This is a genomic window from Vreelandella sp. 162(4c) (assembly GCF_058152265.1).
The window spans coordinates 1,954,241-1,980,834 of sequence record NZ_CM176981.1 but is presented as its reverse complement, the minus strand read 5'-3'; the positions used below and the strand labels follow the sequence as shown (position 1 = coordinate 1,980,834).

General features: G+C 57.6%; 23 protein-coding genes. 6 read left to right on the top strand and 17 right to left on the bottom strand.

Annotated features, from left to right (window positions below):
* The first annotated feature begins 18 nt into the window (after positions 1-18).
* A complete protein-coding gene (locus tag AC4EYZ_RS08920; protein ID WP_190374041.1) occupies positions 19-750 on the top strand; it encodes an MliC family protein in 732 nt (243 codons plus the stop codon).
* A gap of 21 nt (positions 751-771) precedes the next feature.
* On the opposite strand, the gene AC4EYZ_RS08915 is transcribed toward AC4EYZ_RS08920, so the two are convergent.
* Positions 772-1,842: a metal-dependent hydrolase gene (locus AC4EYZ_RS08915; RefSeq protein ID WP_190374040.1), complete on the bottom strand. Its 1,071-nt coding sequence runs from the start codon at positions 1,840-1,842 to the stop codon at positions 772-774.
* 128 nt (positions 1,843-1,970) lie between these two features.
* Here AC4EYZ_RS08915 and gloA point away from each other — a divergent pair, with 128 nt between their 5' ends.
* Together gloA and AC4EYZ_RS08905 are read left to right on the top strand one after the other, a co-directional pair.
* The gene (gene gloA / locus AC4EYZ_RS08910) at positions 1,971-2,411 is read left to right on the top strand and encodes a lactoylglutathione lyase (RefSeq protein ID WP_022520174.1); all 441 of its coding nucleotides are present in this window, start codon (positions 1,971-1,973) and stop codon (positions 2,409-2,411) included.
* Positions 2,412-2,434: 23 nt separating this feature from the next.
* Complete coding sequence (locus AC4EYZ_RS08905) at positions 2,435-2,890, top strand: META domain-containing protein (protein ID WP_035537745.1); 456 nt, start codon at positions 2,435-2,437, stop codon at positions 2,888-2,890.
* 9 nt (positions 2,891-2,899) lie between these two features.
* Here AC4EYZ_RS08905 and AC4EYZ_RS08900 read toward each other — a convergent pair whose 3' ends face one another.
* Positions 2,900-4,039: an FAD-dependent oxidoreductase gene (locus AC4EYZ_RS08900; RefSeq protein ID WP_190374039.1), complete on the bottom strand. Its 1,140-nt coding sequence runs from the start codon at positions 4,037-4,039 to the stop codon at positions 2,900-2,902.
* A gap of 32 nt (positions 4,040-4,071) precedes the next feature.
* Positions 4,072-5,466, bottom strand: a complete 1,395-nt coding sequence (locus AC4EYZ_RS08895; protein WP_190374038.1) for a GGDEF domain-containing protein — start codon at positions 5,464-5,466, stop codon at positions 4,072-4,074.
* Positions 5,467-5,631: 165 nt separating this feature from the next.
* On the opposite strand from AC4EYZ_RS08895, the gene AC4EYZ_RS08890 reads away from it, so the two are divergent.
* Positions 5,632-6,027 carry a transcriptional regulator gene (locus AC4EYZ_RS08890; protein ID WP_276316028.1) on the top strand — a complete coding sequence of 132 codons (396 nt, stop codon included), beginning with the start codon at positions 5,632-5,634 and terminating at the stop codon, positions 6,025-6,027.
* Positions 6,028-6,066: 39 nt separating this feature from the next.
* Here AC4EYZ_RS08890 and AC4EYZ_RS08885 read toward each other — a convergent pair whose 3' ends face one another.
* The 7 genes from AC4EYZ_RS08885 to AC4EYZ_RS08855 form a co-directional block, all read right to left on the bottom strand.
* The gene (locus tag AC4EYZ_RS08885; protein WP_190374037.1) at positions 6,067-8,229 is read right to left on the bottom strand and encodes a dihydrolipoyl dehydrogenase family protein; all 2,163 of its coding nucleotides are present in this window, start codon (positions 8,227-8,229) and stop codon (positions 6,067-6,069) included.
* A gap of 84 nt (positions 8,230-8,313) precedes the next feature.
* Positions 8,314-8,925 carry a TIGR04282 family arsenosugar biosynthesis glycosyltransferase gene (locus AC4EYZ_RS08880; RefSeq protein ID WP_027957783.1) on the bottom strand — a complete coding sequence of 204 codons (612 nt, stop codon included), beginning with the start codon at positions 8,923-8,925 and terminating at the stop codon, positions 8,314-8,316.
* Positions 8,915-9,646: a TIGR04283 family arsenosugar biosynthesis glycosyltransferase gene (locus AC4EYZ_RS08875; protein ID WP_474192634.1), complete on the bottom strand. Its 732-nt coding sequence runs from the start codon at positions 9,644-9,646 to the stop codon at positions 8,915-8,917. The genes AC4EYZ_RS08880 and AC4EYZ_RS08875 overlap by 11 nt, the downstream gene beginning before the upstream one ends.
* A complete protein-coding gene (locus AC4EYZ_RS08870; RefSeq protein ID WP_474192633.1) occupies positions 9,612-10,250 on the bottom strand; it encodes an ATP-binding cassette domain-containing protein in 639 nt (212 codons plus the stop codon). Before AC4EYZ_RS08870 ends, AC4EYZ_RS08875 begins: the two co-directional genes overlap by 35 nt.
* 10 nt (positions 10,251-10,260) lie before the next feature.
* Positions 10,261-11,934 (bottom strand): ABC transporter permease, encoded by a 1,674-nt coding sequence (locus AC4EYZ_RS08865; protein WP_190374035.1) that lies wholly within the window; start codon positions 11,932-11,934, stop codon positions 10,261-10,263.
* 2 nt (positions 11,935-11,936) lie between these two features.
* On the bottom strand, positions 11,937-13,157 hold the full coding sequence (locus AC4EYZ_RS08860) for an ABC transporter substrate-binding protein (RefSeq protein ID WP_190374034.1): 1,221 nt from the start codon (positions 13,155-13,157) through the stop codon (positions 11,937-11,939).
* A 30-nt stretch (positions 13,158-13,187) separates the two neighbouring features.
* Positions 13,188-14,231 carry an aminoglycoside phosphotransferase family protein gene (locus AC4EYZ_RS08855; protein ID WP_190374033.1) on the bottom strand — a complete coding sequence of 348 codons (1,044 nt, stop codon included), beginning with the start codon at positions 14,229-14,231 and terminating at the stop codon, positions 13,188-13,190.
* 339 nt (positions 14,232-14,570) lie between these two features.
* Between AC4EYZ_RS08855 and AC4EYZ_RS08850 the strand changes: the two genes are divergently transcribed.
* Entirely contained in the window at positions 14,571-15,086 is a 516-nt protein-coding gene (locus tag AC4EYZ_RS08850; protein WP_009288510.1) for a GNAT family N-acetyltransferase, read from the top strand.
* 248 nt (positions 15,087-15,334) lie between these two features.
* Here AC4EYZ_RS08850 and AC4EYZ_RS08845 read toward each other — a convergent pair whose 3' ends face one another.
* The 4 genes from AC4EYZ_RS08845 to AC4EYZ_RS08830 form a co-directional block, all read right to left on the bottom strand.
* Positions 15,335-16,453, bottom strand: coding sequence for an extracellular solute-binding protein (locus tag AC4EYZ_RS08845; RefSeq protein WP_223828025.1), 1,119 nt, complete (start codon positions 16,451-16,453; stop codon positions 15,335-15,337).
* Positions 16,443-18,194, bottom strand: coding sequence for a chloride channel protein (locus AC4EYZ_RS08840; RefSeq protein WP_474192934.1), 1,752 nt, complete (start codon positions 18,192-18,194; stop codon positions 16,443-16,445). The genes AC4EYZ_RS08845 and AC4EYZ_RS08840 overlap by 11 nt, the downstream gene beginning before the upstream one ends.
* Positions 18,195-18,276: 82 nt before the next feature.
* Positions 18,277-21,123, bottom strand: coding sequence for a valine--tRNA ligase (locus AC4EYZ_RS08835; RefSeq protein ID WP_022520159.1), 2,847 nt, complete (start codon positions 21,121-21,123; stop codon positions 18,277-18,279).
* A 175-nt stretch (positions 21,124-21,298) separates the two neighbouring features.
* Positions 21,299-22,474 (bottom strand): MFS transporter, encoded by a 1,176-nt coding sequence (locus tag AC4EYZ_RS08830; RefSeq protein ID WP_474192258.1) that lies wholly within the window; start codon positions 22,472-22,474, stop codon positions 21,299-21,301.
* A 161-nt stretch (positions 22,475-22,635) separates the two neighbouring features.
* On the opposite strand from AC4EYZ_RS08830, the gene AC4EYZ_RS08825 reads away from it, so the two are divergent.
* Positions 22,636-23,094: a Spy/CpxP family protein refolding chaperone gene (locus AC4EYZ_RS08825; protein ID WP_022520157.1), complete on the top strand. Its 459-nt coding sequence runs from the start codon at positions 22,636-22,638 to the stop codon at positions 23,092-23,094.
* 310 nt (positions 23,095-23,404) lie between these two features.
* Here AC4EYZ_RS08825 and AC4EYZ_RS08820 read toward each other — a convergent pair whose 3' ends face one another.
* The 3 genes from AC4EYZ_RS08820 to AC4EYZ_RS08810 all read right to left on the bottom strand — a co-directional run bounded on the left by AC4EYZ_RS08820 (position 23,405) and on the right by AC4EYZ_RS08810 (position 26,581).
* Positions 23,405-24,868: an RNA/DNA-binding domain-containing protein gene (locus tag AC4EYZ_RS08820; protein WP_089690640.1), complete on the bottom strand. Its 1,464-nt coding sequence runs from the start codon at positions 24,866-24,868 to the stop codon at positions 23,405-23,407.
* An 83-nt stretch (positions 24,869-24,951) separates the two neighbouring features.
* On the bottom strand, positions 24,952-25,383 hold the full coding sequence (locus tag AC4EYZ_RS08815; protein WP_022520155.1) for a DNA polymerase III subunit chi: 432 nt from the start codon (positions 25,381-25,383) through the stop codon (positions 24,952-24,954).
* Between the two features lie 100 nt (positions 25,384-25,483).
* Positions 25,484-26,581 (bottom strand): branched-chain amino acid aminotransferase, encoded by a 1,098-nt coding sequence (locus tag AC4EYZ_RS08810; protein ID WP_022520154.1) that lies wholly within the window; start codon positions 26,579-26,581, stop codon positions 25,484-25,486.
* Positions 26,582-26,594 lie beyond the last annotated feature (13 nt).

Sequence of the window (26,594 nt, the reverse complement as noted above, 5' to 3'; positions counted from 1 at the left end):
ATATAGGGAGCATGGCATATGAATACGTTAAAAGCATGGGGTGGGGCCATCGCCGCAGTCGGTATGATGGTGATACTCGGGGGGTGTGCAGCCACGCCCTCCACAGAAACTAAAGCCGCTAACCAAGCAACGCTGGATAACCGGGCACCCTTTCTGCCCTCGGCGCTTTTTCCCGGCTCTGCCCAGCGTTTTGATGCGTGGCACTGCGAACCCGCTCAGCAGCACTTAGTGGCTGCCACCAACGCCAACGATTTGCGCCTATGGTCGCTGCACGGCGCATGGCGGTTGCCCCAAGCCGTCGTGGCCAGCGGCGCCCGCTACCAAGATGGTGAGATCAGCTTCTGGAACCGGGGTGACGAGGCGCTAGTGGAAACGCCACGAGGGCAGTTGCAGTGCTCGCTGGCCGAGCAGCGTGACGCCTTAACCCGAGCTGAAAAGCCCGGCGTGATGTTCTTTGGTCAGGGTAACGAACCGGGCTGGACGGTTGCATTAGCTAATGACACGCCGACACTGATGATGGAAACGAACTACGGGGAAGAGCGTCTCCAGCTACCTTATATGGTTAGTGTGATGGACAATGAAGCTGGTCGAGTCGTGATTGAAAACGCTGACGTGAAGCCCTTTTTCCGCGTGCGTATCGATGCTGGGGCCTGTTTCGATAATATGAGCGGCAAGCCTTTTCCCGCTCGCGTTACGCTGACCTATGGCGGGGAGCAATATAGCGGCTGTGGCCAAGGTATTGCTCCCTAAGGAATCTAATAAAGCGCTAGCTCAGCAGCGATAAACCACACGCTCGGCCCGCCACTCATGCGCCTCGAAATCGCTGGCGCACAGGGCCGAGGTGTTACCTGCGGCACGAGCGGCGAGGCGCGATAGCGTTTGCATCTGAATACCGCGGGTACTCTCCAACTGTTCGCTTACCGCAAGCGGTACCCAGTGTTCTTCCTCTAACGTTGCCAGGGTAAAGCTAAACGGATGGAAGCCTGGGAAGCCGAGCCGAATATCGGTAGCGATCAGCGTCTCTTTTCCTTCTAGCAGCCGCGTTTCATAGCGTAAAAAAGAACCCGCAAACCACATTAAACGCTCTCCCTGTTGGCTGGCCAGGGCGAACGCCTCTAGCCCAGCGTTACGAATTAATGGTTCGAAACGCGGTTGACGGTCGCCGTCAAACACACTAATCAGGCTTTCATGGTAGCGCTCCCCGTCGATTACCGTGGCGCGCCATAGCACAATGTTAAACGGCGTTGGCTGTATCAGTAGCGGAGCCTCTTCAAGACCCTGTTCTGCCAGGGCAGGGGCAAGACGTTGCTCTACCATTAATTTCGCCCCCGCTGCCATCATTAGGTAAACACTTGTGATGACCAGTCCCCATGTGCAGGCTTTGCGTACCCGCTGAGAGACCAAGGCAACGCCCAAGGTAAATAGCAGCGGCAGTGTATAGAGCGGATCGATAATAAAAATAATCGGCCACGCGGTGGGAGCAAGATCAAGCGGCCAAAGCAACTGGGTGCCGTAAGTGGTTAGCGCATCAAGCAAAGGATGGGTAATCAGAATAAGCGCAAAAAAGCACCACCAGCGGGGTAGGCTAATATCTTTTGCAGGAGCAAATCGTGTGCATAGCAGCGCCAACAGGGTGGCTAACCCTGTTAGTACAAAAAGCGAATGGCTAAAACCGCGATGCTCGGTGACATTAGCCACAGCGTCGCCATAATCCAGCGCTACATCAAAATCGGGCAGGGTGCCGAGTACGGCACCGATAAGGATGGCCTTACGGCCAAGGCGGCGGCCCAGTACGGCCCCGCCAATGGCTGCGCCAAGCGCGGCTTGAGTGACTGAATCCACAGGTTTCTCCGACGGGTAAACCCAGCTAAGATAAACGTTATAATTTAATTATACAGCGTTGCAGCGATTTATTTCTGTTGTCACGTTTTTGTAAAGTATGACCAAGGCCGTTTTTAACAGGAGTCGATATGCAATATCTACATACCATGGTGCGTGTCAGTGACCTGAATGCTTCGCTGCATTTTTACTGCGATCTGCTGGGTCTTAAAGAAGTTCGCCGAAAAGAGAACGAGAAAGGACGCTTCACGCTAGTGTTTCTGGCCGCACCAGAAGATGAGCCACGCTCAGAGCGGCTGACGGCTCCGGAGCTTGAGCTGACGTATAACTGGGATCCCGAAGAGTACACCGGTGGGCGTAATTTCGGCCACCTAGCCTATCGGGTGGATGACATTTATGCGCTCTGCCAACACCTTCAGGACAACGGCGTGACGATTAACCGCCCACCTCGTGATGGCCATATGGCGTTTGTTAAATCACCGGACGGAATCTCTGTGGAGTTGCTGCAAAAAGGCGATGCCCTAGCGCCACAAGAGCCATGGGCTTCTATGGAAAACACCGGTAGCTGGTAACAATGACAAAAGGAACGATCACCATGAAAGGTTGGCGCTTATTACCACTGTTGGCTTCCGCTGCGCTACTGTTAAGTGCTTGTAGCAGTTCGCCGGGGCCAAGTTCTACACCACAACGGGGCGCCAACGATGCCTCGCTTGAGGGCGCCATTGTTGAACAGCGTTGGAACCTACTGTTGGTGGGCACCGATGAGCGGCTCTCCATGCCGGAAACGCCTTTTTTCCAGATTTCAAAAGAGGGCAAAGTTAGCGGCCACGACGGCTGTAACCGCTTTACTGGCGAAGTAACACTCGGTGAAAACCAGCGCATTGAGTTTAGCCCGTTAGCCACCACCCGCATGGCGTGCCCGCAAATGGGCGATGCCAAGCGGGTCACGGATATGCTGGAGACCGCCTATCGGTATTTGATTGACCATGATCGGTTGGTCTTCTTTGGCCCGGATAGCCGGGTGCTAGGCGGCTGGCGCGAAGGTAACTGATTCAGCCAGTTAGCCTTCAAAAGGCGGATTGAAGCGGGCGATAAAGCGCGCATCAATCCGCTTTTTCCATTGCCATACCCACTTGCCGGATACCCCAAAGCCTCCGCGGCTGGCAATCGCGTGGCCGTCGCCAGTGCCAATGAGTGCCAACACCCGTTTGGGTGGCTGCCAGGGGAGCAATGGTTCGCCGTGGCAGGCGCGGCGAAGGTTATCTGCTAAGTGTGGCCCCATGCGCACCGCATAAACCCCTGCGTTGGGCAGCGCTGGGGTAAACGCTGCACAGTCGCCAGCGGCAAACATATTCGGCTGGTCGCTAACCTTCAGTGAATGGTCAACGCGGATAAAACCGTGTTGATCCAACGGCAGCCCAGTCCCTGCCAGCCATGGGTGGCCGACAGCCCCCGTTGCCCACAGGACGATGTCCGCATCGATGCGTTTACCGTTCTGGGTGGTTACTCCGCCTTCAATCAGCGTTTCGCCGCGTTGTTCAACGTGAACGGTAATCCCTGCCTGTGACAGCGCGCGTCGCATTAGCCAGCGTGGCACGTGCCCGGCATCGGGCAATAGAGCGTTAGAGGCGCTGAGCAAATGCCCCTGCCAATCAATATCCGGGCGCTGTTTGCGCAACTGAGCCAGTACGCTCATCAATGTTTCACAGCCCGCAGCGCCACCGCCAACGCCTACCACCCGTTGGGCGCCGCCGCTGGGTAAATGGCTAATATCATTTTGCAGTGCCTGCCAGCGCTGGTGCAGACTACTCAATGGGCGCATGGCGAGTAGCTTGGGGAGGTTCTCCCCATGCTGCTGAGGAGACGTCAGGGTCGAACCGATGTTGACGGAGGCCACGTCAAAGTTAACGCGCTCGCCATTTGCCAGCACTACGTAACGCTCCTGGGTGTTGATCGTGTTCGCTGGGGAAAGAATTAGCCGAGCATTGGCTCTTTGGCACAATGCTTCCACGTCGATCTGTGTCTTGCGCAGCGTACACTCCCCCGCTAGCCATGCGGGTACGCTGCCGGAGTAAGCTGCTAAAGGACTATCACTCACCACGGTAATCGCGATGCTTGGTTCAGGCTGTTCGGCAAAGGCTTCGAGTACAAAGGCGTGGGCATGGCCCGCACCCATGAGTAATAATTGCTGCATGGACATCGCCTATAGAAGAAGCAAGGTGCTGTTGGGGATTAACAGACAAAGACTTGGTTTTTACCCGCCAATTTAGCCAGATACATGCCTTGATCCGCCCGCTCAAATAGCTGGCGAGGCCGGTCGCCGGGCTGGGCGAGGGTCAGGCCGATACTGATTGTTAATTGGCCAGCGATGTCGAAGATGTGTTGCTCCACGTTGCGGCAGAGCCGGTTAGCCAGCTTTAGACTAGCGTCTTGGTCAAGCCCCTTGGATATAATGACGAACTCTTCACCTCCCCAACGCCCAAAGTGATCCTCATGTCTCAACGTTTCCTGCACTAACTGAGCCATATTACGCAAGATATCATCGCCGGTTGCATGCCCATAGGTATCGTTAATATTTTTAAAATCATCAATATCAAACATCAACATGGCAAAACTGACTGACGAATTGATCAAATCCTCAATCACCAGCTCTGTATAGTAGCGGTTCCAGCATTTTGTTAAGGGGTCGGTGTGGGCCAAGCCCTCAAGGCGTTGATTGGTTTTGGTTAACTGGCGGTTGAGATGAACGACCTCCTGGGCCGTTATGGCCACGGCTAAATCGTCGGCCAGCTCAATCATCATGGAGGCTTCCTGCGGCATCCAATAACTCAAGACGTCTTGAAGCATCGTATCAGCAACCAGAGCCGGGAGTAGCGGCTGTTGGCGAAATAGTAGTAACCAACCCAAGGAAGCATTGGCGACGCTTAGCGGGGCCGCTAAACCTCCTTGGCAGCTGCCATTCAGCTCGGCGATTTCGTCATGGGGATTGTGTTGATTCAACAGCTGTAAATGATGAAATAACTGGTGCTTCGAGGGACACTCGCCAAAGCAGTGAAGATCGCCCTGATAAGCCAGCGCAATGCCTTCGGCCTGAAAAATATCGCACCAGCTAGCGCCATGATGCTGCAAAATATCATCAATGGAAGTCAGTTTTTTAATATCTCTGGACAGCAATCTGCGGCGAGACTTTAAACCTGATTGGCGAGTGACCATACGCTCTGCTTTTAACAAGCGTAAGCGTTGGGATGCAAGATCGACGAGTAGCTGGATCCACTTGCCAGGCCCAGCGTGAACCGCAGGTGGATGCCCAATATACCCCCACACTTCATGCTCGCCCTTTAGTTCATACAGTTGCAGCTCTGAAGCGGCTAGGTCGTCGTAACAATGAATAGCGAGCAACGCGTGGTGAGAGGCGAGGGTACTTTCCAACGGATAGTAGTACGCCAAACGAAGGTTTCCTGTGCTTAAGCGGCGATAAAGTGCCACTGGTTGACCCTGGGTAAGCGCATGCAGCGTTTTGGTCAGCAGTTCAAAAAGCTCGAGAGGGGTTGCCGAGCGGCATAGTAGCGCCAGCTTATGACACAGGTCGTCGAGATTTTGCACCGATGGAGATAGTGTGCCACTCATTCTGAATGACTCCTCAAGCGCCGCATTTCAGCGCTTAGCATAGCAACTCGCCTAATACTGCTAAGCGAAAACTCGAAATTGAATTAATGATTCAATCAAAAGGTGAACCGTTATTCAACTGTTATTGAACAATCGCTTCACATTGGTGGCATGAATGAAAAAATCATGTTCGCCGAGCGTCTAAAAGCGGCACTGGAAGCAGCGGGTTACGAAGCGCGGCCGTCAGTGCTTGAGCGGGAATTTAATCTGCGCTATTGGGGAAAGCCGATCACGTTTCAGGCCGTTAGGCGCTGGCTGCGTGGTGATTCGATCCCCAGTCAGGATAAGCTCCAGGTTTTGGCTCGCTGGCTGTTAGTCGACCCGCACCACTTGCGCTACGGCGCCAGCACCGCTTATACGGTCAGCGAACCTTCCGCAAGTTGGGACGTTTCATCCACCAGTGAAGAGCGCCAATTGCTGGCACTCTACCGGGAGCTTCCCGCTGCCCAGCGTAAAGTAGTGCGCGAAATTATTGAAACATTCGCCAAAGTACACCCGCCTGCTAATGGGCGAAACGACTAGGCGCGCTTCTTGTTCCTAATTATGTTTCAACTTGGTGCGCTAGGAATCAATTGTTTTAGCTGACTTGTCACCGCGTCGCCAATTGAAGTAGTGCTTCAATAGTGCCAGCACTCGTTCGGGCTTGTGGGCGTTTTTCCACACCCCGGCCGTGGCCTTTGCCGCCTCGCCCAGCGTGGGGTAGGGGTGGATGGTACCCAGTAGTTTGTTGAGGCCCAGACCGTGTTTCATGGCGAGAGTAAATTCGCTCAGCCATTCACCGGCGTTTTCCGCCACGATGGTTGCACCGAGAATCTTGTCTCTGCCGGGCACGGTAAGCACTTTGATAAAGCCTTGAGTGGCGCCTTCGGCGATGGCGCGGTCGCTTTCGCCCATGGCGTAGCGGGTAACTTCAAAGGCAATGCTCTGTGCGTTAGCCTCTTTTTCGTTTAATCCCACCCTTGCCACTTCCGGCTGTACATAGGTGACGGCGGGCATATAGCGGTAATCCACCGCAAAGCTTTTCAGCTCGCCGAACAGCGCATTGACGGCCGCATGCCACGCCTGGTGAGCAGCAGCGTGGGTAAGCTGATAAGGCCCTGCCAAATCACCGCAGGCCCAGATATTGGGTAGGCGGGTTTGCAGGCGCTCGTTAAGTTCAAGGGGGCCCGCTTGGGTGGTCGTGATGCCCAGCGCTTCGAGCCCTAAGCCTTCCACATTGGCCTGGCGACCGGCACTCACCAGCAGGTAGTCCAACGGTAGTATTTTGCGGTCGCCGTCATGCTCCACCACTAGCTGATAGCCTGTCTCTCCGTTGAGAACTTCCAACGCCCTGGCATCGGTCATCACCGACACGCCTTCGCCCGCCAGGGTGCTTTCGACTAGCTCACCGACCTCTGGATCTTCACGGCCCAGCAGTTGGGAGACGCCTTCCACCAGGGTGACCTGGCTACCCAGGCGGGCAAAACTTTGGCTCAGCTCGCAGCCAATGGCGCCGCCGCCCAATACCACTAAGCGTTTGGGCAACTCAGTGAGCGACCAGAGGTTCTCGGAAGTTAAAACGGGGGCGCTTTCAATACCTGCTAGCGACGGCACCCGGAGCCGTGCGCCGGTGGCCAGCACGATATGCCGTGCAGTCAGCGTTTTATTGCCCACCTGTACTTCCCAGGGCGAGATCAGCCTGGCGTGCTCTTGGTACACCTCAACACCCAAGCCGTTATAGCGCTCTATACTGTCGTGGGGTTCGATATCGCTAATCGCCTGATGCACATGGCCCATCACCTTGGCAAAGTCGACCTGCGGCTCGCTGGCAGTCACTCCGAACCGGTGTGCGGTGCGAATCTCATGGGCGGCGCGGGCGGCACGAATTAACGCTTTAGACGGAACGCAGCCGGTATTCAGGCAATCGCCGCCCATCTTGTGTTTTTCCACCAACGCCACTTTGGCGTTCACGGCGCTGGCGATATAGCTGGTAACCAGCCCGGCTGAGCCGCCGCCGATCACCACAATGTCGTAGTCAAAGCCCGCTGGCCGGGTAAAACCTTTATAAGCTTTGCGCTTCTGAACCAGCTGTACAATGCGTCGAGCTATCCAGGGGAAGATGGCCAGCAGTAAAAACGAGGCGATAAGCGTCGGTGAAAGAATACCCCCCAGGCTCTCTAGCTCGCCCAACTGCCCACCCGCATTCACATAGATGGCGGTGCCGGGCAGCATCGCGAGCTGGCTTACCCCGTAAAAAGTGACGGTTTTTATGCGCGTTAGACCCATGACCAGGTTGATCATAAAGAACGGAAATACCGGCACTAAACGCAGGGTAAATAGATAAAGAGCGCCATCGCGCTCCACGCCGCGATTCACCGAGGCAAACTGGCGTGGAAAGCGCTTTTCGATAGGGCCACGGAAAAGAAACCGTGAAAGTAGAAAGGCCAGCGTGGCCCCCATGGTGCTGGCGAAGGAGACAATCAGTAGCCCCCAGCCGAGCCCAAATAGCGCACCGCCAAGTAAGGTCATCAGCGTGGCGCCCGGCAGTGAGAGCGCCGTTATCACCACATAAACAGCAAAAAAGATCCCCGCTACCTGCCAAGGATTTTGAGTAAATGCCGTTTGGAAGTCGCTTTGGTATGCTTTGATGGTTTCCAGGGTGAACCATTGATGGGCACCGCTAATGAAAAACACGCCAATGGCTGTGATCAGTAGCGCTGCAATAATCAAACGTTGTCGGGTCACAATAAAAACTCCAGCGCTAATAAGGGAAGTATCGGTTGTCACTGAGTGAGGAGAGTGCCCGTTTCCTTACACTGAAACGGCTAATTAGAGATTCTCTAGCTCCTTCCAGCGCTGCCAGTCTTCAGGGCGATCCACGTCCCAAATAGTCGCGGGGTAGGCGACCTGGAGGCCTAATGCTTCAATGCGCTGCTGCGTGGTGGTCAGCACGCGTTGGGTACCCCAGGGGATATCTTCAAACAACGCAGGGTAGTCTTGCCGGGTACCCACAAAGCCGTAGCCGCCATCTTCGGCGGGCAACATCACCACCTCAAAGCTGGCTAGCTGCTGTGCGCAGGTGGTGATTAGCGCGCTGGTGATGCTTGGGCAATCACTGCCCATTAGCATAGCGGGCCCTGGAGTACTGTTCAGGGCATGGCGAACCCTTGCGCCTAAGTCACCCTCTGGCTGGGCGCTTAGCGTCACACCAAATGCCTCGCGAAGCTCGATAAACAGCGGGTGGGCGTGATCAAGCGCTGTCCATAGTGTGACATTGGCGGCAGGCAGCGCTTTGCAGGCATTTGCGACGCAGTGGCGTACCAGCTCCGCGTGGGCGTTGGCCGCACCTTCCAAACCGAGTAGGGGCGACAGGCGCGTTTTAGCTTGCCCCGCCAGCGGCGCTTTGGCTAGCAGGTGCAGGTGGGGCGTTTCAGCGGGCATCGCGATACTCCTTGGCGAGTTGGGTTGCGCTAACGCCGCGCCAGTAGCGGTAGCGCAGCCGCCACATCAGGCGGATCGTTTTCCAAGCGCCGACCTCATCCCAGCGCCTGCCCGAGCTTACCACTTTCGCCTGCAAACAGGCGGGCCGAGACACCCGTTTGAGTCGTTTAGACAGTTCAATGTCTTCCATCAGTGGCTGTTCGGGAAAACCACCGGCTGCTTTGAAAGTGCTCGCGCGCATAAACATGCCCTGGTCGCCGGTGGCGATGCCGGTGAGCCGTGAGCGTTGGTTCATCATCCAGCTCACCACGGGCAGCCAGCCGCTGCGGCCTGCAAGCTCAATATCAAAGCGCCCCCAGGCGTGGCCGTTAAGCGCTTGGGTTATCTGCTCAACGGCGTTCTTGGGCAAGTGAGTATCCGCGTGCAGGAACAGCAGTGCGGGCGCAGTGGCATGCTGAGCGCCCAGGTTCATTTGCAATGCTCGTCCGGCTGGGCTACTGAGCACTCGATCTGCTAGTGGTTTGGCAATGTGAGCGCTGGCATCACTGCTCCCGCCATCCACGACAATGATCTCAACGGGTATCGCAATGCGCTGGTCGCGCAGTGCTTGCAGCGGCGTCAGTGACGCCTCAATTTCCGTGGCCTCGTTAAGCACCGGTATCACGATGCTCAGCCGAGGTGGTTGGTCAGCCGAGCTCAATAACCGGCCCTTCTGCTGCATTGGCGTCCTCGTGGTCGTGGGTGACCAGGAGCGCAGGCAGGCCTGCTTCGCGCAGTTGGCTAAATACCAGTGTGCGCATCTCCTGGCGCAGCGCCGTATCCAGCTTGGAAAACGGCTCGTCCAGCAGCACCGCCCGCGGCTTGGAGAGCAGCAGGCGCATCAACGCCACGCGTGATTGCTGGCCGCCGGAAAGGGTGGCGGGGTCGCGGGACTCAAAGCCTGCTAGCCCAACCTGTTCAAGTGCCTGAGTAACCTGCTGGCGCTTGTCTTTTAGATAGCGAGGCAGTCCGAAGCGCAAGTTGCCGCCCACGCTTAAGTGCGGAAATAGCAGCGGATCCTGAAACAGAAGCCCGATGTTGCGCTGTTCTGCGGGAAGGCTGAGCAAATCGCGCTCGCCCAGCCATACGCCGCCGCTGGCGGTGAATTCGCGATCAAGAAAGCCTGCAATATACGCCAATAAGGTGGATTTTCCCGACCCCGAAGGCCCCATTACCGTGAGTACTTCACCGGAGCTAATCGTGGCATCCACTGCCAGTAACTCACGGCCTGCCAGGGCGATGCTAATTTGCTCAAGGCGTAGCGGCGCGCAAAAAGAAGCTGTCACATTGTCCCTCTTAAGTAGCTAAATCACGGCGGTGGGTACCCAATAAACGGGGCAGCCCTAGCGCAAGCATAAAGCCAATCAACGGCAGGCCCGCCTGCACTAATGCCCAGACGCCGATTAAACGTCGATTACTGCCAGAGGCAAGCGCGACTGCCTCTGTCGTCACGGTGGTCACGCGGCCCGCACCGAGTAACTGGGTGGGTAAGTATTGGCCAATACTCACTGCCAAGCCTACGGCAAACGCTGTTAACAGCGGCGCGAGCAACAGCGGCAGGCGAACCCGCCAAAAAGCGGAGCTGCGTGACACCCCCAGTGAACGCGCTACCTTTAACCAGCGTGGATCCAATTGGCGATAGGTTTCGGCCAAGGAGAGGTATACATAAGGCAGTACAAACAGCAGGTGACCAGCGATAACCAGACCAAGTTGAGGGCGAATGCCCAGGCTTTCAGCGGCTACGATTAGCCCAAATAGAAACGCAATTTGCGGCACCAGTAGGGGCAAATAGAGTAACCATAACGCGCGCTTGGGTTGAATGTGCTGACGGTGTTCATTTTCCAGCGTTGCTAGCACTAGCACCGTGGCCAAGGCGGTAGAAACAAGTCCAATCAATGCCGTATTGACGAGTGGCGTGACCAGCATAGAGCCGCTGCGTTGCCAGTGATCCAGCGTTAGCATCTGCGGCAACACTTCTGGAAAGCGCCAAAAACCGGCCAGTGAAAATAGCCCCAACCCAACCAAGGCCGCCAGCGCTGTGATACTCGAAAACAGTAATGCCGAGCGGCCAACTATGCGCAGGATGATTTCGCCGCGCTGGCGGCTGCCATTGATCAGCCAGCGTCGCGTCAATATGCGGATCAGTTGTTCTAGCAACCACCAGCACAGCAGTGCAGCGACAGTGACGCCCAGTTGCAGTACCGCCGCCGCCGAGGCCATAAAACGATGGCTGATATCCGGGTCGTTGAACCAGCTCAAGATAGACACGCTCAGCGTGGGGGGCAGCTTCGGGCCAAGAATCAACGCCATATCGACGACCGAAGTGGCATAGGCGATCACTGCATAAACCGGCAGGCGAATCAGTGGGTAGAGTGAGGGAAGCACCGTTTTTAACCAGCCAATGGTGGGGGAATAGCCTAGCGACCTCGCCAGCAGTAAGCGTTTCTCCGGTGCTAACTGCGGCAGTGCCGCCAGGCTCATCAGTAGCAAAAACGGTACCTCTTTTAGCACCAGCCCCGCCATCAGGGAGAACCCCCAGGGATCGTTGATGATCAGCGCGTCTGGGGGGCTCTCCCAGCCCGTTAGCGACGGCGATATCAGCCGTGCCACCAAACCCGAAGGGGCAATCAAAAAGGCAAATCCAAAGGCGATAGCAGCGTGGGGGATGGCGAGCAGCGGTGATACCAACCGTCGTATGCCGCGATCTAGCCAAGTGCCTCGACTGGCGGCTAAAAACAGCGCCACAATCACCAGCGCTACGGCTGTGCTGACTAACCCGCTGGCAAAGCTAACCACCACCGAACGGCCTAGCCCCGGCTGGGCGAACAGCATTTGCCAGGGGGCTAAACTAGCGCCATAGCCGCCTAGTGCTGGCAAGTAGCCAAACGCAGGCAGCAGCACCATCATAAGACCCGCCCCAACGGGGAGTACTAGCAGGGCAATGATGAGTGCTGGGGCCAGTCGCAGCATCGTTAGTTAACGCCGTAACGCTCAAGCCAGGCATTTTGCAGGGCGGTCATCCAACTAGGGTGTGGTTCGGGTAGGGTGTTGGACAACGCGTCCGCCGGTAGCTCGGAAGGATGGCGATCCCCTTGCTCAAAAAGCGTTTGGGTCTCAGCGTCTAGCTGATCGATATCCAGCACGCTGCGGTCTCCCCACATCGCTAGCGACTGCTTTTGCGCCTGAGCTTCCGGTGAAAGCAGGAAATTGGCGAGCACCATGGCCCCGGCTTTATGCGGCGAGTTATAGGGGATCGCCACAAAGTGAACGTTACCCAAAGTGCCGCCTTCCAGCACGTAGCTGCGCACGCTTTCGGGCAGCTCATACTCCATGACTGCCACGGCGGCATCGGTGGGGTAGAACGAAAACGCCAAACTTAGCTCTCCGTCGCTCATCAGCGTGCGCAGGTTGGGGCCAGAGTCCGGAAAGGTACGACCACTACGCCACAGGTGCGGGTGCAGCGCATCTAAATAGGCCCACAGAGGTTCTGTGACGGCTTCAAAATCGCTTTCTGAAACCGGCTGGTAAAGTGCCTCCTCCTGATCGGTGAGTTCGATCAGCGCTTGCTTTAAAAAGGTGCTGCCGGTGAAGTCGGGAATACGCGGATAGCTGAACTGGCCGGGATTGGCGTTGGCCCAGGCGAGTAGTGCCTGCATATTCTGGGGTGGAGTCTCGGTTTGAGCGCTATCGTAAAAAAAGGTGATCTGCGCCTTACCCCAGGGCGATTCATAGCCTTCTGTAGGTAACGTGAAGTCGGTCACCACCTCAGGGTTATCGGCGGCATTGGTGAGCGCAAAATGGGGCAGCGACTCAGCGAAGGGGCCAAACAGCAGGTCGCTTTCGCGCATCGCAGCGAAGTTCTCGCCGTTGATCCAAATCAGGTCGATACTGCCCTCGGTGTGGTTGCCCGCCTGCTTTTCTGCCAGTACCCGAGCTACCGCGCTGCCGGTATCGTCCAGCTTTACGTGTTCCACATCGACGCCGTACTGTGCCTGCATTTGCTCCGCCACCCAATCGATGTAGCGATTGGTGCGCGTATCACCGCCCCAGGCATTCCAGTAAACGGTTTGGCCTTCGGCTTCCGCTACAACACTTTGCCAATCGCTGGGATCAGGGTTTGCCATGACCGGTAAAGAGAAAGCCAGCATCGCCACGGCAATCGTAGCACCCAGGGAGTTGCGTTTATTCGGCATCGCACACCTCATATCAGTAGGAGAAAAACGTTATAGGGTGGCTTGCAAGCACTGAAGCTCGCTATGAACGTGATCAATCGTCGGCAGCGAGAGGTAGTGTTCAACGCGGTCACGTACGTGATCGATTACTGCCGGGTCGGTGAGTTCCGCGGACCAGTCTTCGCCGCGTTGCTGGGCATCCTTGGCATTCAAGTGCTGGGCGCGCCACTTGGCACACCAGGTCAACGACCAGAGCCAGGTAGCGCGGCGGCAGGCAACCAGGGTGTTTGTATCGGGCGACTTATCCATGTTGGCTTGCCAGCGGCGATAAAAGCTAATCACGTCACTTAGCGATAGCACCGCTTGGCTGCTTACGTCCCAGGTGGTCGAGGTGTAGAGGCTGGTGTGGGCGAGGTCGATACCCGGCAGGCCGTAGCGGCACTTCTCTAAATCCACCAACACCGCGCGGCCATCGTCGTGGATTAAGAAGTTGCCAGGGTGGGTGTCAAAGCTAATCAGTGTCGGCGCGGCATCGCTTAAGTGAGGTGGCAGTAAGTCCAGCTCCTGCTTAATGCGCTGGGTGACCTTGCTCGAAAGTTGCGCGTCGCTCAACCAGTTAGCCTGCTGACGCACTTCATCTATCATCGCTTGCCATGGGTCTTCGGGGGCAAGCAGTGGTGCCTGCTCTGCGACACTGGGCAGCGGTTGGCTATGCAAGCTGGCTAGAGCATCCGCGATGGCAGGCAGGTCTTCCGGCAACTTGGCCAAGCGGCCACGGATAGCCTCAACCAGTAGCCCACCCCGGGGCAGTGCCTCGCTCGGCGGCAGAGTGTCGTAAAGCGTTGGCGTGTGTCCTCCAGGGCTAGAGCGCTGGTAGCAGGCAGTCTGATAGGCAAGGTTCTCGCTAGGCGGCAGATTCATCTGACTCTGCTTCGGCAGTCGCGCCACCCAGTCATCGCCCACGCTGCGATGGATCCACACATGATCATGGGCCAGCCCGGTATCCGCCATTGGCGTAAGCTCATGGTATGCAATCCCGGCCCGCTTTAATTCGCTTGCCAGCGCCTGTAAACGCGCTTCGGTTGGTGTCGGCATAGAGCAGTCCGTGTCGTTGCTGAATCAGCGATGCCACTTAGTGGCCGTTCTTGTACCAACCTTACACGTTTCGTAAGAAAATGTGGTTAAAGTGAGTGGTAAGGGGACCAATATGTCATGCGCTAGCGCTGCATAGATATTATGAGTCATAACTAATAAGTTAATTATCTTCGATATATATACCGCTCATGAAAATGTATCTTTCCGATGGTGGGGCAGATGATTCAAGTGCCAACAGGTCGTAGCAGCTCGCCAGAGTTACAGGAAGAGATGCTTGCGCGTTACGCACAGGATCTTTAGCACCTCAGGGGCCCCTCATCATGCAGGAAGATCTCGATCATGAGTGACGTAAAGAGCAGAGTATTAACCCCGCAAGATTGGCAGCTTTATAAGTTGGCGCGGTTGAACTCTCTTGAGGATGCGCCTGACTCTTTTGGCTCAACTTACGAGCAGGAAGTAACGCTCTCAGACACTGAATGGCAGACACGCTTGGATCTGAAATGGCGAGGCCTGGACGCTCTGCCCTTAATTGCTGAGTTGGAGGGCCAAGCGGTTGGCCTAGCCTGGGGGGTAATACATGAGCCCGATACGAAAATGGCGCATATCTACCAAATGTGGGTTTCACCTGCGCTGCGAGGGAAGGGGATCGCCAAGTCTCTTCTATATGAAATTAGTACCTGGGCTGTAAATAAAGGGTGTGAGTGTATAAAGCTCGCAGTAACAACAAGCAACGAAGCTGCAGTTGGTTTTTATACCTCGTCTGGATATCTTCCAACGGGGCCGCTTGAAGCGCTGAGGGTTGGTTCCGCGCTTATGGTGCAGCCAATGGTTAAACGGTTGGGTAATACGCAATAACACTCAGTCTGAGTGAACCGACATAGTAGCCGACAGCTTCAAATTCAAAAATATCGAATTTAATTTAAAAGAGCATTTCTGTTAGCCCAATGCTCTCAGTACAGCCTTTGGTTCCTTGGCAACGATATGCAGTAATGCCAGCGCTGGACCATGGGAAGTGCGATCACCTCGTTCCCAATGTCGTAGTACGGTTATCAGCATTGCCACGTTAACTGTAACCGCCCATTTTTTGAAACCGCACTGCGCATTCATTCTTGTGTCGTCAGGGCTTCACGAAACAGGGTCTCGCGAAAGAGGGCCTCAATGCGTTCCTGGGTACGGGCATACCAAGTCTCGTCCTTGGTCACCGCACCCTGGGCGTTGATGGGGTGGGTGGGAATATGCAGGCGCATGTCCAGGCCACTGTCGCGGTGGGTGGTAACCTGCATAGCAGCAGAGCGTCGCGTTGGGCCATAGGGGATATGCCGGGCCAACTCCACTTGGCGCTCGCTGGTGGTGGCGAAGCGGATAAATGTTTGGGCCGCCTCGGGGTTCGGGGCACCGCGGGGGATCGCCCAGGTCTCATGTTCCTGGAGCTGGCCGTCCCAGAGGATCTCGATGGGCAGGTCGCGCTCCACCATGGCGGCGAAGAAGCGGCCATTGTAGCCGGAAGCCATGACCACCTGGCCCTCCTCCAGCAGGCGCACCGGGGTTTCACCGGCCTCCCACCAGTGGATATTGTCGATGCTTTGCAGCCGGGCGAAGGCCAAGTCCAGGCCGCGGCGGGTACTGAGCAGACGGTAGAGTTCTTCCCGGGGAACCCGGTAGGCGAGTAGCGCCCACTCCAGATTAGCCGCGGGGGTGCGCTGTAAGGCCCGGGGGCCAGGGAAACGCTGTTGATCGAAGAGATCGGCGATGCGAGTGGGGCGCTCCCCGGGGAAAGCATCACGGCGATAGGCCACGACGGTGGCAAAGATCGAATGGCTGATAAAACAGCGACCCAGGGCGCCAGGAAGGAAATCTTGGGATGCCGGAGTGCCGTCCGGCGCTGGGGCGGCTAGCTCGGGGGGGAGTGGCTCCAGTAGGCCCTCTTCGCAGGCTGCCATGGCCTCGCTGCGGGTCATATCGAGTACGTCCCAGGGGACATCGTTCTCCGCCACGGCCTGGCGCAGTTCCGTCAGGCCGCCGTTATAGCTGTCCACTGCCACCGGTATATCATGGCCCTCGGTGAAGGGTGTGAAGAGGGCAAGGCGCTGGGCGTGCTCGTAGGCACCGCCCCAGCTCAATACCGTCAGAGAGTCGGCAGCGTCGGGCACTCCCGCCCTGATGGGGGTTGCCAGGACGAGCAGCCCGGCCAGAAGTCCTGGGATCAATCGTCTAGCCAGCACCGTGTTCCTCCCGTCGTAGGGCGTCGCTGTGATGCAAGAAGGCTCGAGCAATGCTCGACTCATAGGCCACCCCCAAGAAGCGCCGTTCGTCATCCACGACGGCGATGGCCTCGCCGGTGACCTTTTGTAGCTGCTGCATTGCCTCCCAAAGCGAGGCGTGCGGATCGAGCACTGGGCGGGGCGTTTCGGGACAGTCGGCCAGGGTTGTAGCCTCGCTGCCTTCGCGGAGGGTCTCAAGGCCTGCCAGAGTCACGCAGCCTTGGTAGCGCCCTCGGTCGTCCACCAGATAAGCTTCGCCATGGCCCGCTTGACTAAGGCGCGAGATGGCCGCTTTCAGTGGGGTCGCGGGGGCCAGGGTGACGGCATCATGACTAATCAACTCGGTCAACCGCGCCTCCTGGAGCACGGCGCGGCTGCGGCCAGCGGAGAGATCCAAACCACGGCGGGCTAATTGAATATCGAATAGCGAGCGGCCGAACAGTTGGGCGGCCAGAGGATTGGCTAGCGTGACGCTGGCCAGGGCGGCGGTGGTCAACGCATAACTGCCGGTAAGTTCGAAGACGATCAGCAGGGTGGTAAGAGGCGCGCCGAGAACCGGTGCGGTGACCGCGACCATGCCGCACACCGCATAGAAGATAAACGTCTCCTGGCCGCCCCTCAGCTCCGCTACCAGGGTGCCCGCTAGGGCACCGAAGAGGGTGCCGATCACCAGCGCTGGGCTGAAGACACCACCAGCGAAGCCCAGCCCCAGGCACAAAGCGGTCGCGGCCAGCTTTAGTAGCAGTACCATCAGCAGCTCGCCGCCGCTATAGGCCCCGGGCAAGGTGGCGAAGCGCAGGGTTTCTTGGCCCATGCCGAGAATATCGGGTACCCAAAGAGCCGTTAGGCCGAGCAAAGCCCCGGCTAGTGCGGGATGAAGGCTGGTGGGCAGCGGTAGCCGCTTGGCCAGCTGGCCCATGGCAAGAATGGCATGCATATAGCCTCCAGCCACCAAGGCGCCTAGGCCACCCAAGGCTAGGAAAAGGGCGAATTCCCAAGGTTGAGGCACGCCAGGCTCAGTGATATGGAACAGCGTCCCCTGAGCAAGCAACTGAGTGGCCAGCACATAGCCGACGATGGCGGCGGAAGCCACTGGCGCGAAGGCGCGCAGGGCATAGTGGCGTAGCACGACTTCGTGGGCGAAGACAATGCCCGCCAGTGGTGCATTAAAGGCCGCAGCGATGGCTGCCGCTACCCCGCAAGCGATAGTGATATTGTCCTCTGAGCGCCCCAGGCGCAGCAAGCGTGTGATTAGGGAGCCGAGAGTCGCGCCGAGATGTACCAGGGGGCCGTACTGACCCACCGAGGCGCCTGCGCCTAACGACACCAAACCGCTTAACGCTGAGAGAGCACCAGCCTGGGCGGGTAGGCGACCTCGGCGGGTCTGGACGGCTGCGATGGCGTCGGCAGGGGTATGGGGGCGGCCCCCAGGCAGGCCGCGGTGCAGTTGACCAACGAGCAGCCCCCCAAGGGTTGGCACCAGCAGGGTAGCCAGTATCACCAGAGAGGTGTCTGCAGCCATCATCTGGCCTCGGGGGGAGATCAACAGCAGGTCGTTGAGCCATACCACCGCATTGACGAAGCCAACGGCTACAAGAGCCGCCACTCCGCCGACGACACTGCCCAAGAGTACCAAGCCAAGGAAACGCAAGACTGCCAGGGGGTGTCGGGGCGAAACGCTGTCTGTGCTGGGGGAGTCCATTTACCCGTTATAGGCGCTATCCGATCAGCGGGCAAGCGCGCCGGCGCCATGCAGTCAGAGCTGCCTGGCGCCGGGGGAGGACTTACAGCGCTGAGATTTTAGCGCGCTGCTCTTCCAGCAACTGCTTGGTGGCTTGGAATTCGGCTAGCTTGCCGCGCTCTTTATCCACCACCGCTACCGGGGCTTTGGCGATAAAGCCGTCGTTGCTAAGCTTCTTCTCGATGCCGCCGATCAGCTTGTCCTGCTTCTCAATCTCTTTGCTTAAGCGGGCGATTTCGGCGTCTTTGTCGATCAGATCCGCCATCGGTACCAGCACTTCCATGTCGCCCACCAACTGCGTGGCTGAGAGCGGGGCGTCGTCTGGGTTTTCAAGCCAGGTAACGCTTTCGAGCTTGGCGAGTTTGGAAAGGAAGCGACGGTTGCTCTCCAGGCGCTCGGCGTCTTCGGGCTTGCCTTTGGTGAGCAGCACGTCAAGCGGTTTGCCGGGGGCGATGTTCATTTCGGCGCGGATGTTACGCACGGCGATGATGACGCCTTTCAACCACTCGATATCCAGGCTGGCCTGGTCGTCGATTTTGCTTTCGTCGGCTTCTGGCCAGGCTTGCAGCATGATCGACGCATCGTCACCCATATACACGCCTGCCAGCGGCGACACGCGCTGCCAGATCTCTTCGGTAATATAAGGCATCATCGGGTGAGCAAGGCGCAGAATCGCTTCGAGTACGCGTACCAGCGTGCGGCGGGTACCGCGCTTGGCTTCTGCCGTGGCATTTTCATCCCACAAAACAGGCTTGGAAAGCTCCAGGTACCAGTCGCAGTACTCGTTCCAGACGAACTCATACAGCGCCTGGGAGGCGTGGTCGAAACGGTACTCGTCCATCGCCTTGGTGACCTGGGCTTCGGTTTTCTGCAGCTGCGAGATAATCCAGCGGTCGGCCAGTGAAAGCTCAACCTCTTCACCACCAGTGCCGCAATCTTCGCCTTCGGCGTTCATCAGCACGTAGCGCGAGGCGTTCCACAGCTTGTTGCAGAAGTTGCGGTAGCCGTCCAGGCGGCTCATATCAAACTTGATATCACGCCCGGTGGTGGCTTGGGAGAGGAACGTAAAGCGCAGCGCATCGGTGCCGTGGGCTTCAATACCGTCTTTGAACTCGTCCTTGGTCGCTTTGGCAATCGCCTTGGCCTGTTTCGGCTGCATCATATTGCCGGTGCGCTTTTCGAGCAGTTCATCCAGCGTGATGCCGTCGATCAGGTCGATGGGGTCGAGTACGTTGCCCTTGGATTTGGACATCTTCTGCCCTTGGCCGTCGCGCACCAAACCGTGTACGTAAACCGTCTTAAACGGTACCTGCTTGGTGAACTTCAGGGTCATCATGATCATCCGGGCAACCCAGAAGAATATGATGTCAAAGCCGGTCACTAGAACGCTGGAAGGGTGGAAGGTCTCCAGCTCCGGGGTTTGTTCCGGCCAGCCGAGGGTGCCGAACGTCCACAGGCCCGAGCTGAACCAGGTATCGAGTACGTCTTCATCTTGCGTCAAGGTTACGTCGGGGCCGAGCTCATGCTTCTCGCGAGCTTCGGCTTCGCTACGAGCAACGTAGACATTGCCTTCCTCGTCGTACCAGGCCGGGATGCGGTGGCCCCACCACAGCTGGCGGGAGATACACCAATCCTGCAGGTCGCGCATCCAGGCGAAGTACATGTTCTCGTAGTTCTTGGGCACGAACTGGATATCGCCATTTTCCACCGCTTCGATGGCGGGCTTGGCGAGGGACTCCACGGCTACAAACCACTGGTCGGTGAGCAGCGGCTCAATGACATCGCCCGAACGGTCACCATAAGGCAGGGTGTTGTTAACGGCTTCGACTTGCTCTAGCAGGCCCAGGGCGTCCATGTCGGCAACGATCTGCTTGCGCGCTTCAAAGCGGTCGAGACCTGCGTACTTGGCAGGCAGAGTGGCGTCTACATCGGGCTGGGGCTGTCCTTTCAGGTCGAAGATCTCGGCCTGTTCAAGGATCGCCGCGTCTTTGGAGAAGACGTTTATCAGCAGGTGGTTCTGGCGCTTGCCGACTTCGTAGTCGTTGAAGTCGTGGGCGGGGGTGATCTTGACGCAGCCCGAACCTTTCTCCATATCGGCGTGCTCGTCAGCAACCACCGGAATACGGCGACCGACCAGCGGTAGCTCAATGAACTTGCCGACCAGAGAGGCGTAGCGCTCATCGTCTGGATTCACCGCCACACCGGTATCGCCCAGCAGGGTCTCCGGGCGGGTGGTGGCGACTACGAGGTAATCCTTGCCATCGTTGGTTTTGACGCCGTCCGCCAGCGGGTAGCGGAAATGCCAGAAGCTGCCCTGCTGCTCTTTGTTCTCCACTTCCAGGTCAGAAATGGCGGTGTGCAGTGTCGGATCCCAGTTGACCAGGCGCTTGCCACGATAGATCAACTTCTCTTCGTGCAGGCGCACAAACACTTCTTGTACCGCCTTGTAGAAGCCGTCGTCCATGGTGAAGCGTTCGCGAGACCAGTCGACGCTAGCGCCCATGCGGCGCAACTGGCGGGTAATATGGCCGCCGGACTCGTGTTTCCACTCCCACACTTTGTCGATAAACGCATCGCGACCAAGGTCGTGTCGGGTCTTGCCCTCTTCAGCCGCAATCTTGCGCTCCACCAGCATCTGCGTCGCGATACCGGCGTGGTCGGTGCCTACCTGCCACAGGGTGTTATTGCCCTGCATCCGTTTCCAGCGCGTCAGGGTATCCATAATGGTGTCCTGGAACGCGTGGCCCATGTGCAGGCTGCCGGTCACATTGGGCGGTGGAATCATGATCGAAAAAGGCGTGCCCTGGCCGGAGGGGGCGAAACGGTTGTCGGCTTCCCAGCGCTCGTACCAGCGGGTTTCGATCTGTTCGGGTTGGTAGGTCTTTTCCATGGAGAGTTGGCTCACGGCTGGCGAGAAATGTGCAAAAATGTATAAACGCATAAATGCGCAAATGCATAAATGCATAAATGCATAATTTAATGGGCGTGAGTATACCGCGTAAGGGCAGTGGTCGTCAGGGGCTACTCACGCTCTATTGTGGGTGCACAGTACGTATGTGATGTGTTTATGAGAGCTGTTTATGGGCAGAAAATCCGCGCATGGCGATTAGCCCGAGGATGGGGCCCGGCAATAGCCACCAAATGACAGCCAGCGACTGGCTCGACCACAGCGCTGTGACCAGTGCAATGGAAGGAATGGTCAGCCCAAAGCCGATCGCATTCATCATCGCCAGCGCTGCTCCTAGCCGCTCGGGTGGAGCCGTGGCGCTGGCCAGCGCAGAGAACTGCGCGGAGTCGGCAATAACGCTAACGCCCCATACGCCGAGAAGCACCAGCAGCAGCCAGGGCGAGGCGCTGCCCAACAGGGGATAAACCAAACAGAGCGCACCGGAGGTAGCCAATGCCACGCAGGCCACTCGGGCACTGCCAATCTGTCGGCTCCATTTGCCTGCCAGCACGCAGCCCGGTAAGCCCAACGCGATCACCGCAAAACTTAGCCACGGTTGAGCGCTGTTTGCAGCACCCAAGCGCTCCAGTTCCCGGGCGACCAGAAACGGCACCAGCGCCCAAAGGGCGTAAAGCTCCCAGCAGTGGCCGAAATAACCCAGTGCGGCGGCACGAAAGCGGGGCTGTTTGAAAGCGGCCAGGCCTGCCCAGGGGCGGCCGCTTTTGGCGATGGCTGGCAGGTGGGGGCCAACGCCCAGCTTGAAAATCATTAGCGCAGCGGCCAGCGCCAGCAGTGACGCCAGCAGCAGCGGCCACTGCCAGGGTAAATGCAGCGTTAAACCGCGCAGCAGGTGCGGCGAGGCAATGCCCAGGGTCAGCATGCCCACCAGCCAACCCAGCGCGGCGCCGGCGTGGCTGGGTGTCCAGCTCACCACCAGCTTCATGCCTAGCGGATAAATCCCCGCCAGGGAAAGCCCGGTCGCAAAGCGCGCAACAGCGGCGAGCGTCACGCTCTCAGCCGCGCCGATAAAGGCGGCGTTGATCAGTGCGCCGAGAACGGCAGAAATCGCAAACAGGTGGCTGGCACGAATTCGGTCGGCAAGACCAGTGGTTGCGATCAGCAGCGTGCCGGTAATAAACCCTGCCTGAACGGCGATGGTGAGCAGACCCAAATCGCTTTCGCTGAGGCCGACGGCCTCCTGAAGCGCCAAGCCAACGCCATTAACGCTAAACCATAGCGAGGTGCCGAACAGCTGGGCGATGACAATCGTAACAAGCGGGTAGCGCGTGAACACGTTTACGTCTCCATGAGGGCAAAGGGCGCGGCCAGAGCCCGCTAATGGTAATCAACAATTTACCGTTACGACGAATTTTTTAAAAACAGCAGTGTCGGATCACAAGACCCGTCAGGATTCGTCGGGCAGGAAGTACAAATTTGTTCGCAATTGGAGTTTTTATGCACGTAGCCAAGCTTTTCCTTCCAGCCGTTGCAGCACTGGCATTCAGTGTTCCCGCCATGGCCCAGCAAATGGCTGGTAGCACTCCCAGTGTCGATGACCAAGTTGATCAACTTGACGAAATGGTCGATCTGAATGATGGGCAGAAGGAAGAACTCAGCAACCTTTTGACCCAGATGCAAGACGACGTTGGTGCCAATGAGCAGGAAGCCCAGCAGTTGCAACAGCAACTCAGTGAGCACGTTCAGACTGATTATGACGAAGCCGCCATTCGGGCAGATGCAGAGCGTCTTGGTGACCTAACGGCCGAGATGACCGCGGATAGCATTATCATACAGTCTCAGATCGAAGGCGTTTTCACTCAGGAGCAGCGCGATCAACTGGATGAGGCCGTGGCTCAACAGCAGCAGCAAATGCAACAACAGATGCAGGAGCAGATGCAGCAACAGGGGGGCTAAGGCAAAGACGCCTGGGACGCACTGACAGCGATTGCCGACTTCCGTTGATGACCCCGCCAAGTGCGGGGTCACGTGTTTGTGGCTGATGATTTTCTCGGGCTTCTTCGAGATGTTGGTATGTTCGAACAGCATTGACTGGATGCGTTGCTGAAGTTGGTTAGCGGCCACCGCTCCAGACGGCACGCTCAGAGCAGAACTCACGCTGCCGAGGGGAGCTCGCCTTCGCTGGCACCTTGACGGATCGAATCAATCAATTCTCAGGGCATTGACCTTGACCAGTCTTCCCTCTTTTCAGGTTGGTTTGCCCATATCAATGTTGTCTTCCTTGAGTGGCTACCCATTTCTGCCCGGCTGCTGTCAGACGGTACTTCTGACGGCTGCTGCGTGGCTTGTCTGGAATTGTCATTTCAATAGCGCCGACCTTTAATGCCGGACGCAGATAGGATTCCCGAAAGTGGTCTTCATGCTTCAACCCAAGCGCTGCTTGTATATCTGAGCGCTTCATTTCGCCTTGCAAGACCGCGAGTAGTCGTGTGACTTCCCCGGTGACTTCCCCGGTGACTTCCCCGGTGACTTCCCCGGTGACTTCCCCGGTGACTGGTGGGGTATCATCCGTCCACTCCGCCTCTGGCCGCCAAGCGATTGCACTGAATTGATTGCCTGAAGGGTCATTAAGCAAGTCAATCTTTGGCCATGCCTCAAGCGCTCGTGGAATGCCACTGCCCATACCGCGATAGGGTAAGATATGGCTGGCATGTTCGGTGAGCGTAGGATTACGGCGGATGGTCTTACCCCGGCGAATGTCCTCAGCGCTCAGGCTATCCGGCAGGTGGCCAGGGCTGACAATCTCCACACGATCGGCAAAGACCATCAAGCGGACGGAAGCGCTGGTGAAGTAGTCTCGGTGAATCAAGGCATTGACCAACAACTCTTCCAGCGCCGTTTCGGGAATCTCCAACTCGCCCAGGGTGTTGAAACTACGCCCGTGCTGCACATGGTGCAAATTGCGCTTGATAAAGGCAAAAGCGCCACGGAACTGCTCCAGTAGGGTGCCCTTGATATCTTCGCTATCCAGGTAGCGAGTATCGTGCAGCGCGGTGCCGGGGAAGGCCACTGCCTTCACTTCAAAGGCCGGACGCCAGCGCTGAGGATTGCGACCAAACAGCATCAGCCCCGCCAGATTCAACTCCTGCCCATCGCCCAGGCCCAAGTTCTGCAGCAACTGCTCCCGTGTCAGACCGGAGAACTCGCTGCTCTCACCATAGCGGCGATTGAAGTAGCCAGTAAACGCCTTGTCATCGATATCCTCCACCGAAGTACCCGCTACTGGTACTACATCAGCGTAAACCAGCCCAGAACGCTGGAACATGCGCTGCAGTTCTTCGCGGGAGGTCACATGCCGTTTGTCCGACCCCTGCTTGACCCAAATGCGGCCTTGATTATCAAGATACGGTTTGGCCAGCCCATCGGGCACCTCCATCACTATTACAATGCCCTGATCTGTCTGCACATTCTCGGTCAGCGGATGCACGGGAGGACGTACATGCTGGGAGGCAGCGTTGCCAAGTAGCTGGTTCAACCGCCGTACCGCCGCGCCATCCAGCCCTGCAATTGAGCCGTCATCATTGACGCCCAGCAACAACCACCCGCCGCCACTGTTGGCAAAGGCGGCCATCTCAGCGGCAAGGCCATCCGCGTTGGTGGCATCGCGTTTGAACTGGTGGCGGCTGTCTTCGCCGCGTGCGACCATATCAAGAAGTTCACTTATCGTCATGGCTTACTTCGCTTCAGCTCGCGATGGAGAAAGGCGTCAATTTCAGCGTCTGGTCAAGCCTCTTCGCGCTGGATGCATTGTGCCTACCCCAATTTATGCGGCACGACCTCATGGCCCATCTCTTTATAGCGCTGCCAGCAGGCGCGTTTGGCGACCAGCACCTGTTGGTGCTGATTAATAATCTCGGCAATTCGCGCGTAGCGCTCTACGCCTTCGGGTATTTCCGGGTGTAGATTAAGCAGCGCGGTTTCTTCCGTGGGCACCGGCAACTGCTGCCAACCTAGCGTAATCGGCACGCTGGCAGCCATCTCGCTATCTTCTAGAGCATGGGGTAAATAGGCGTCCGGGCGGAAATTCCATAGCGCGTTATCGGCCTGCTCGGCGAGGGCTTTGTCTTCACAGTGGAGATGCAGGCGGTAGCCTTTGCGCCAGATGGTCTCGGCCAGTTTGCAGGCGAACTGCAAGCGCGCCTCCAAGGTGGTATCGGGCAGAATGTAGAAATCAATGCGCGCCATAGCGGTTCCAGGTAAAACGATTTCAGATACGTCGATTGCAAACAGCACCGCCGCAAGAATGCGGCGGTGCTGAAAGGATAAGCGCTGGTTTTAAAACCGCTTAAACCAGCTGGGTTAGCCAGCCGTACTTATCTTCGCTGCGGCCATACTGCAGGTCGAGCAGCTTGGTACGAATGCGCATGGCAATCTCATTATTGCCACCGGCAGCTAGCTTGATACGCTCGTTCTCGGTGACCAGCTCGCCCACCGGGGTGATGACCGCGGCGGTACCGCAGGCAAATACCTCGGTGATCTCGCCAGACGCCGCGCCTTCACGCCACTCGTCAATGCTGATAGCGCGCTCTTCCGGCGTTAGGCCTTCATCTTTGGCCAGCGTGAGCACCGAGTTGCGCGTGACGCCTTCCAAAATGGTGTCGGTCAGGCGCGGCGTCACCAAACGGCCATCTTTGAAGACAAAGAACAGGTTCATGCCGCCCAACTCTTCCACCCACTTGTTTTCAGCAGCATCAAGAAATGCGACCTGGCCACACTGGTGGGCTTCGGCCTCTTTCTGCGCGGCTAATGAGGCGGCGTAGTTACCGCCGCACTTGGCAAAGCCAGTACCGCCTGCGGCAGCGCGCTTGTAGTTCGAGGAGAGCCAGATCGACACCGGCGCAACGCCGCCTTTAAAGTACGCCGCCGCGGGGGAGGCGATGACGTAGTAGTCGACCTCGTGGGCGGGGCGTACGCCCAAGAAGGCTTCCGAGGCGATCATAAACGGACGCAGGTAGAGGCTGCACTCGTCAGATGCGCTGGCAGGCGTGGGCACCCAGGCGTGATCTTGCGCTAATAGCGCTTTCAGCGAGCCGATAAAGTCTTCATCGGACAGCTCCGGCAGCGCTAAACGACGGGCACTGCGGCGGAAGCGCTCGGCGTTTTTCTCTGGGCGGAATGTCCAGATAGAGCCGTCGGCGTGGCGATAAGCTTTGATGCCCTCAAAAATCTCCTGACCGTAATGCAGTACAGAAGCAGCCGGGTCGAGGGTTAGCGGGCCGTAAGGGCGCACTTGGTGGCCGTGCCAGTCGGCGTCGACGGTCCAGCGCACATGGGCCATGTGATCGGTAAAGTGTTTGCCAAAGCCGGGGTTTTTGAGAATGCTGTCACGGATCTCATCGGCTATCGGCTGGTTGGATGGCAAAATCTCAAAGTTAGTGGGCACGGCATGTTCTCTC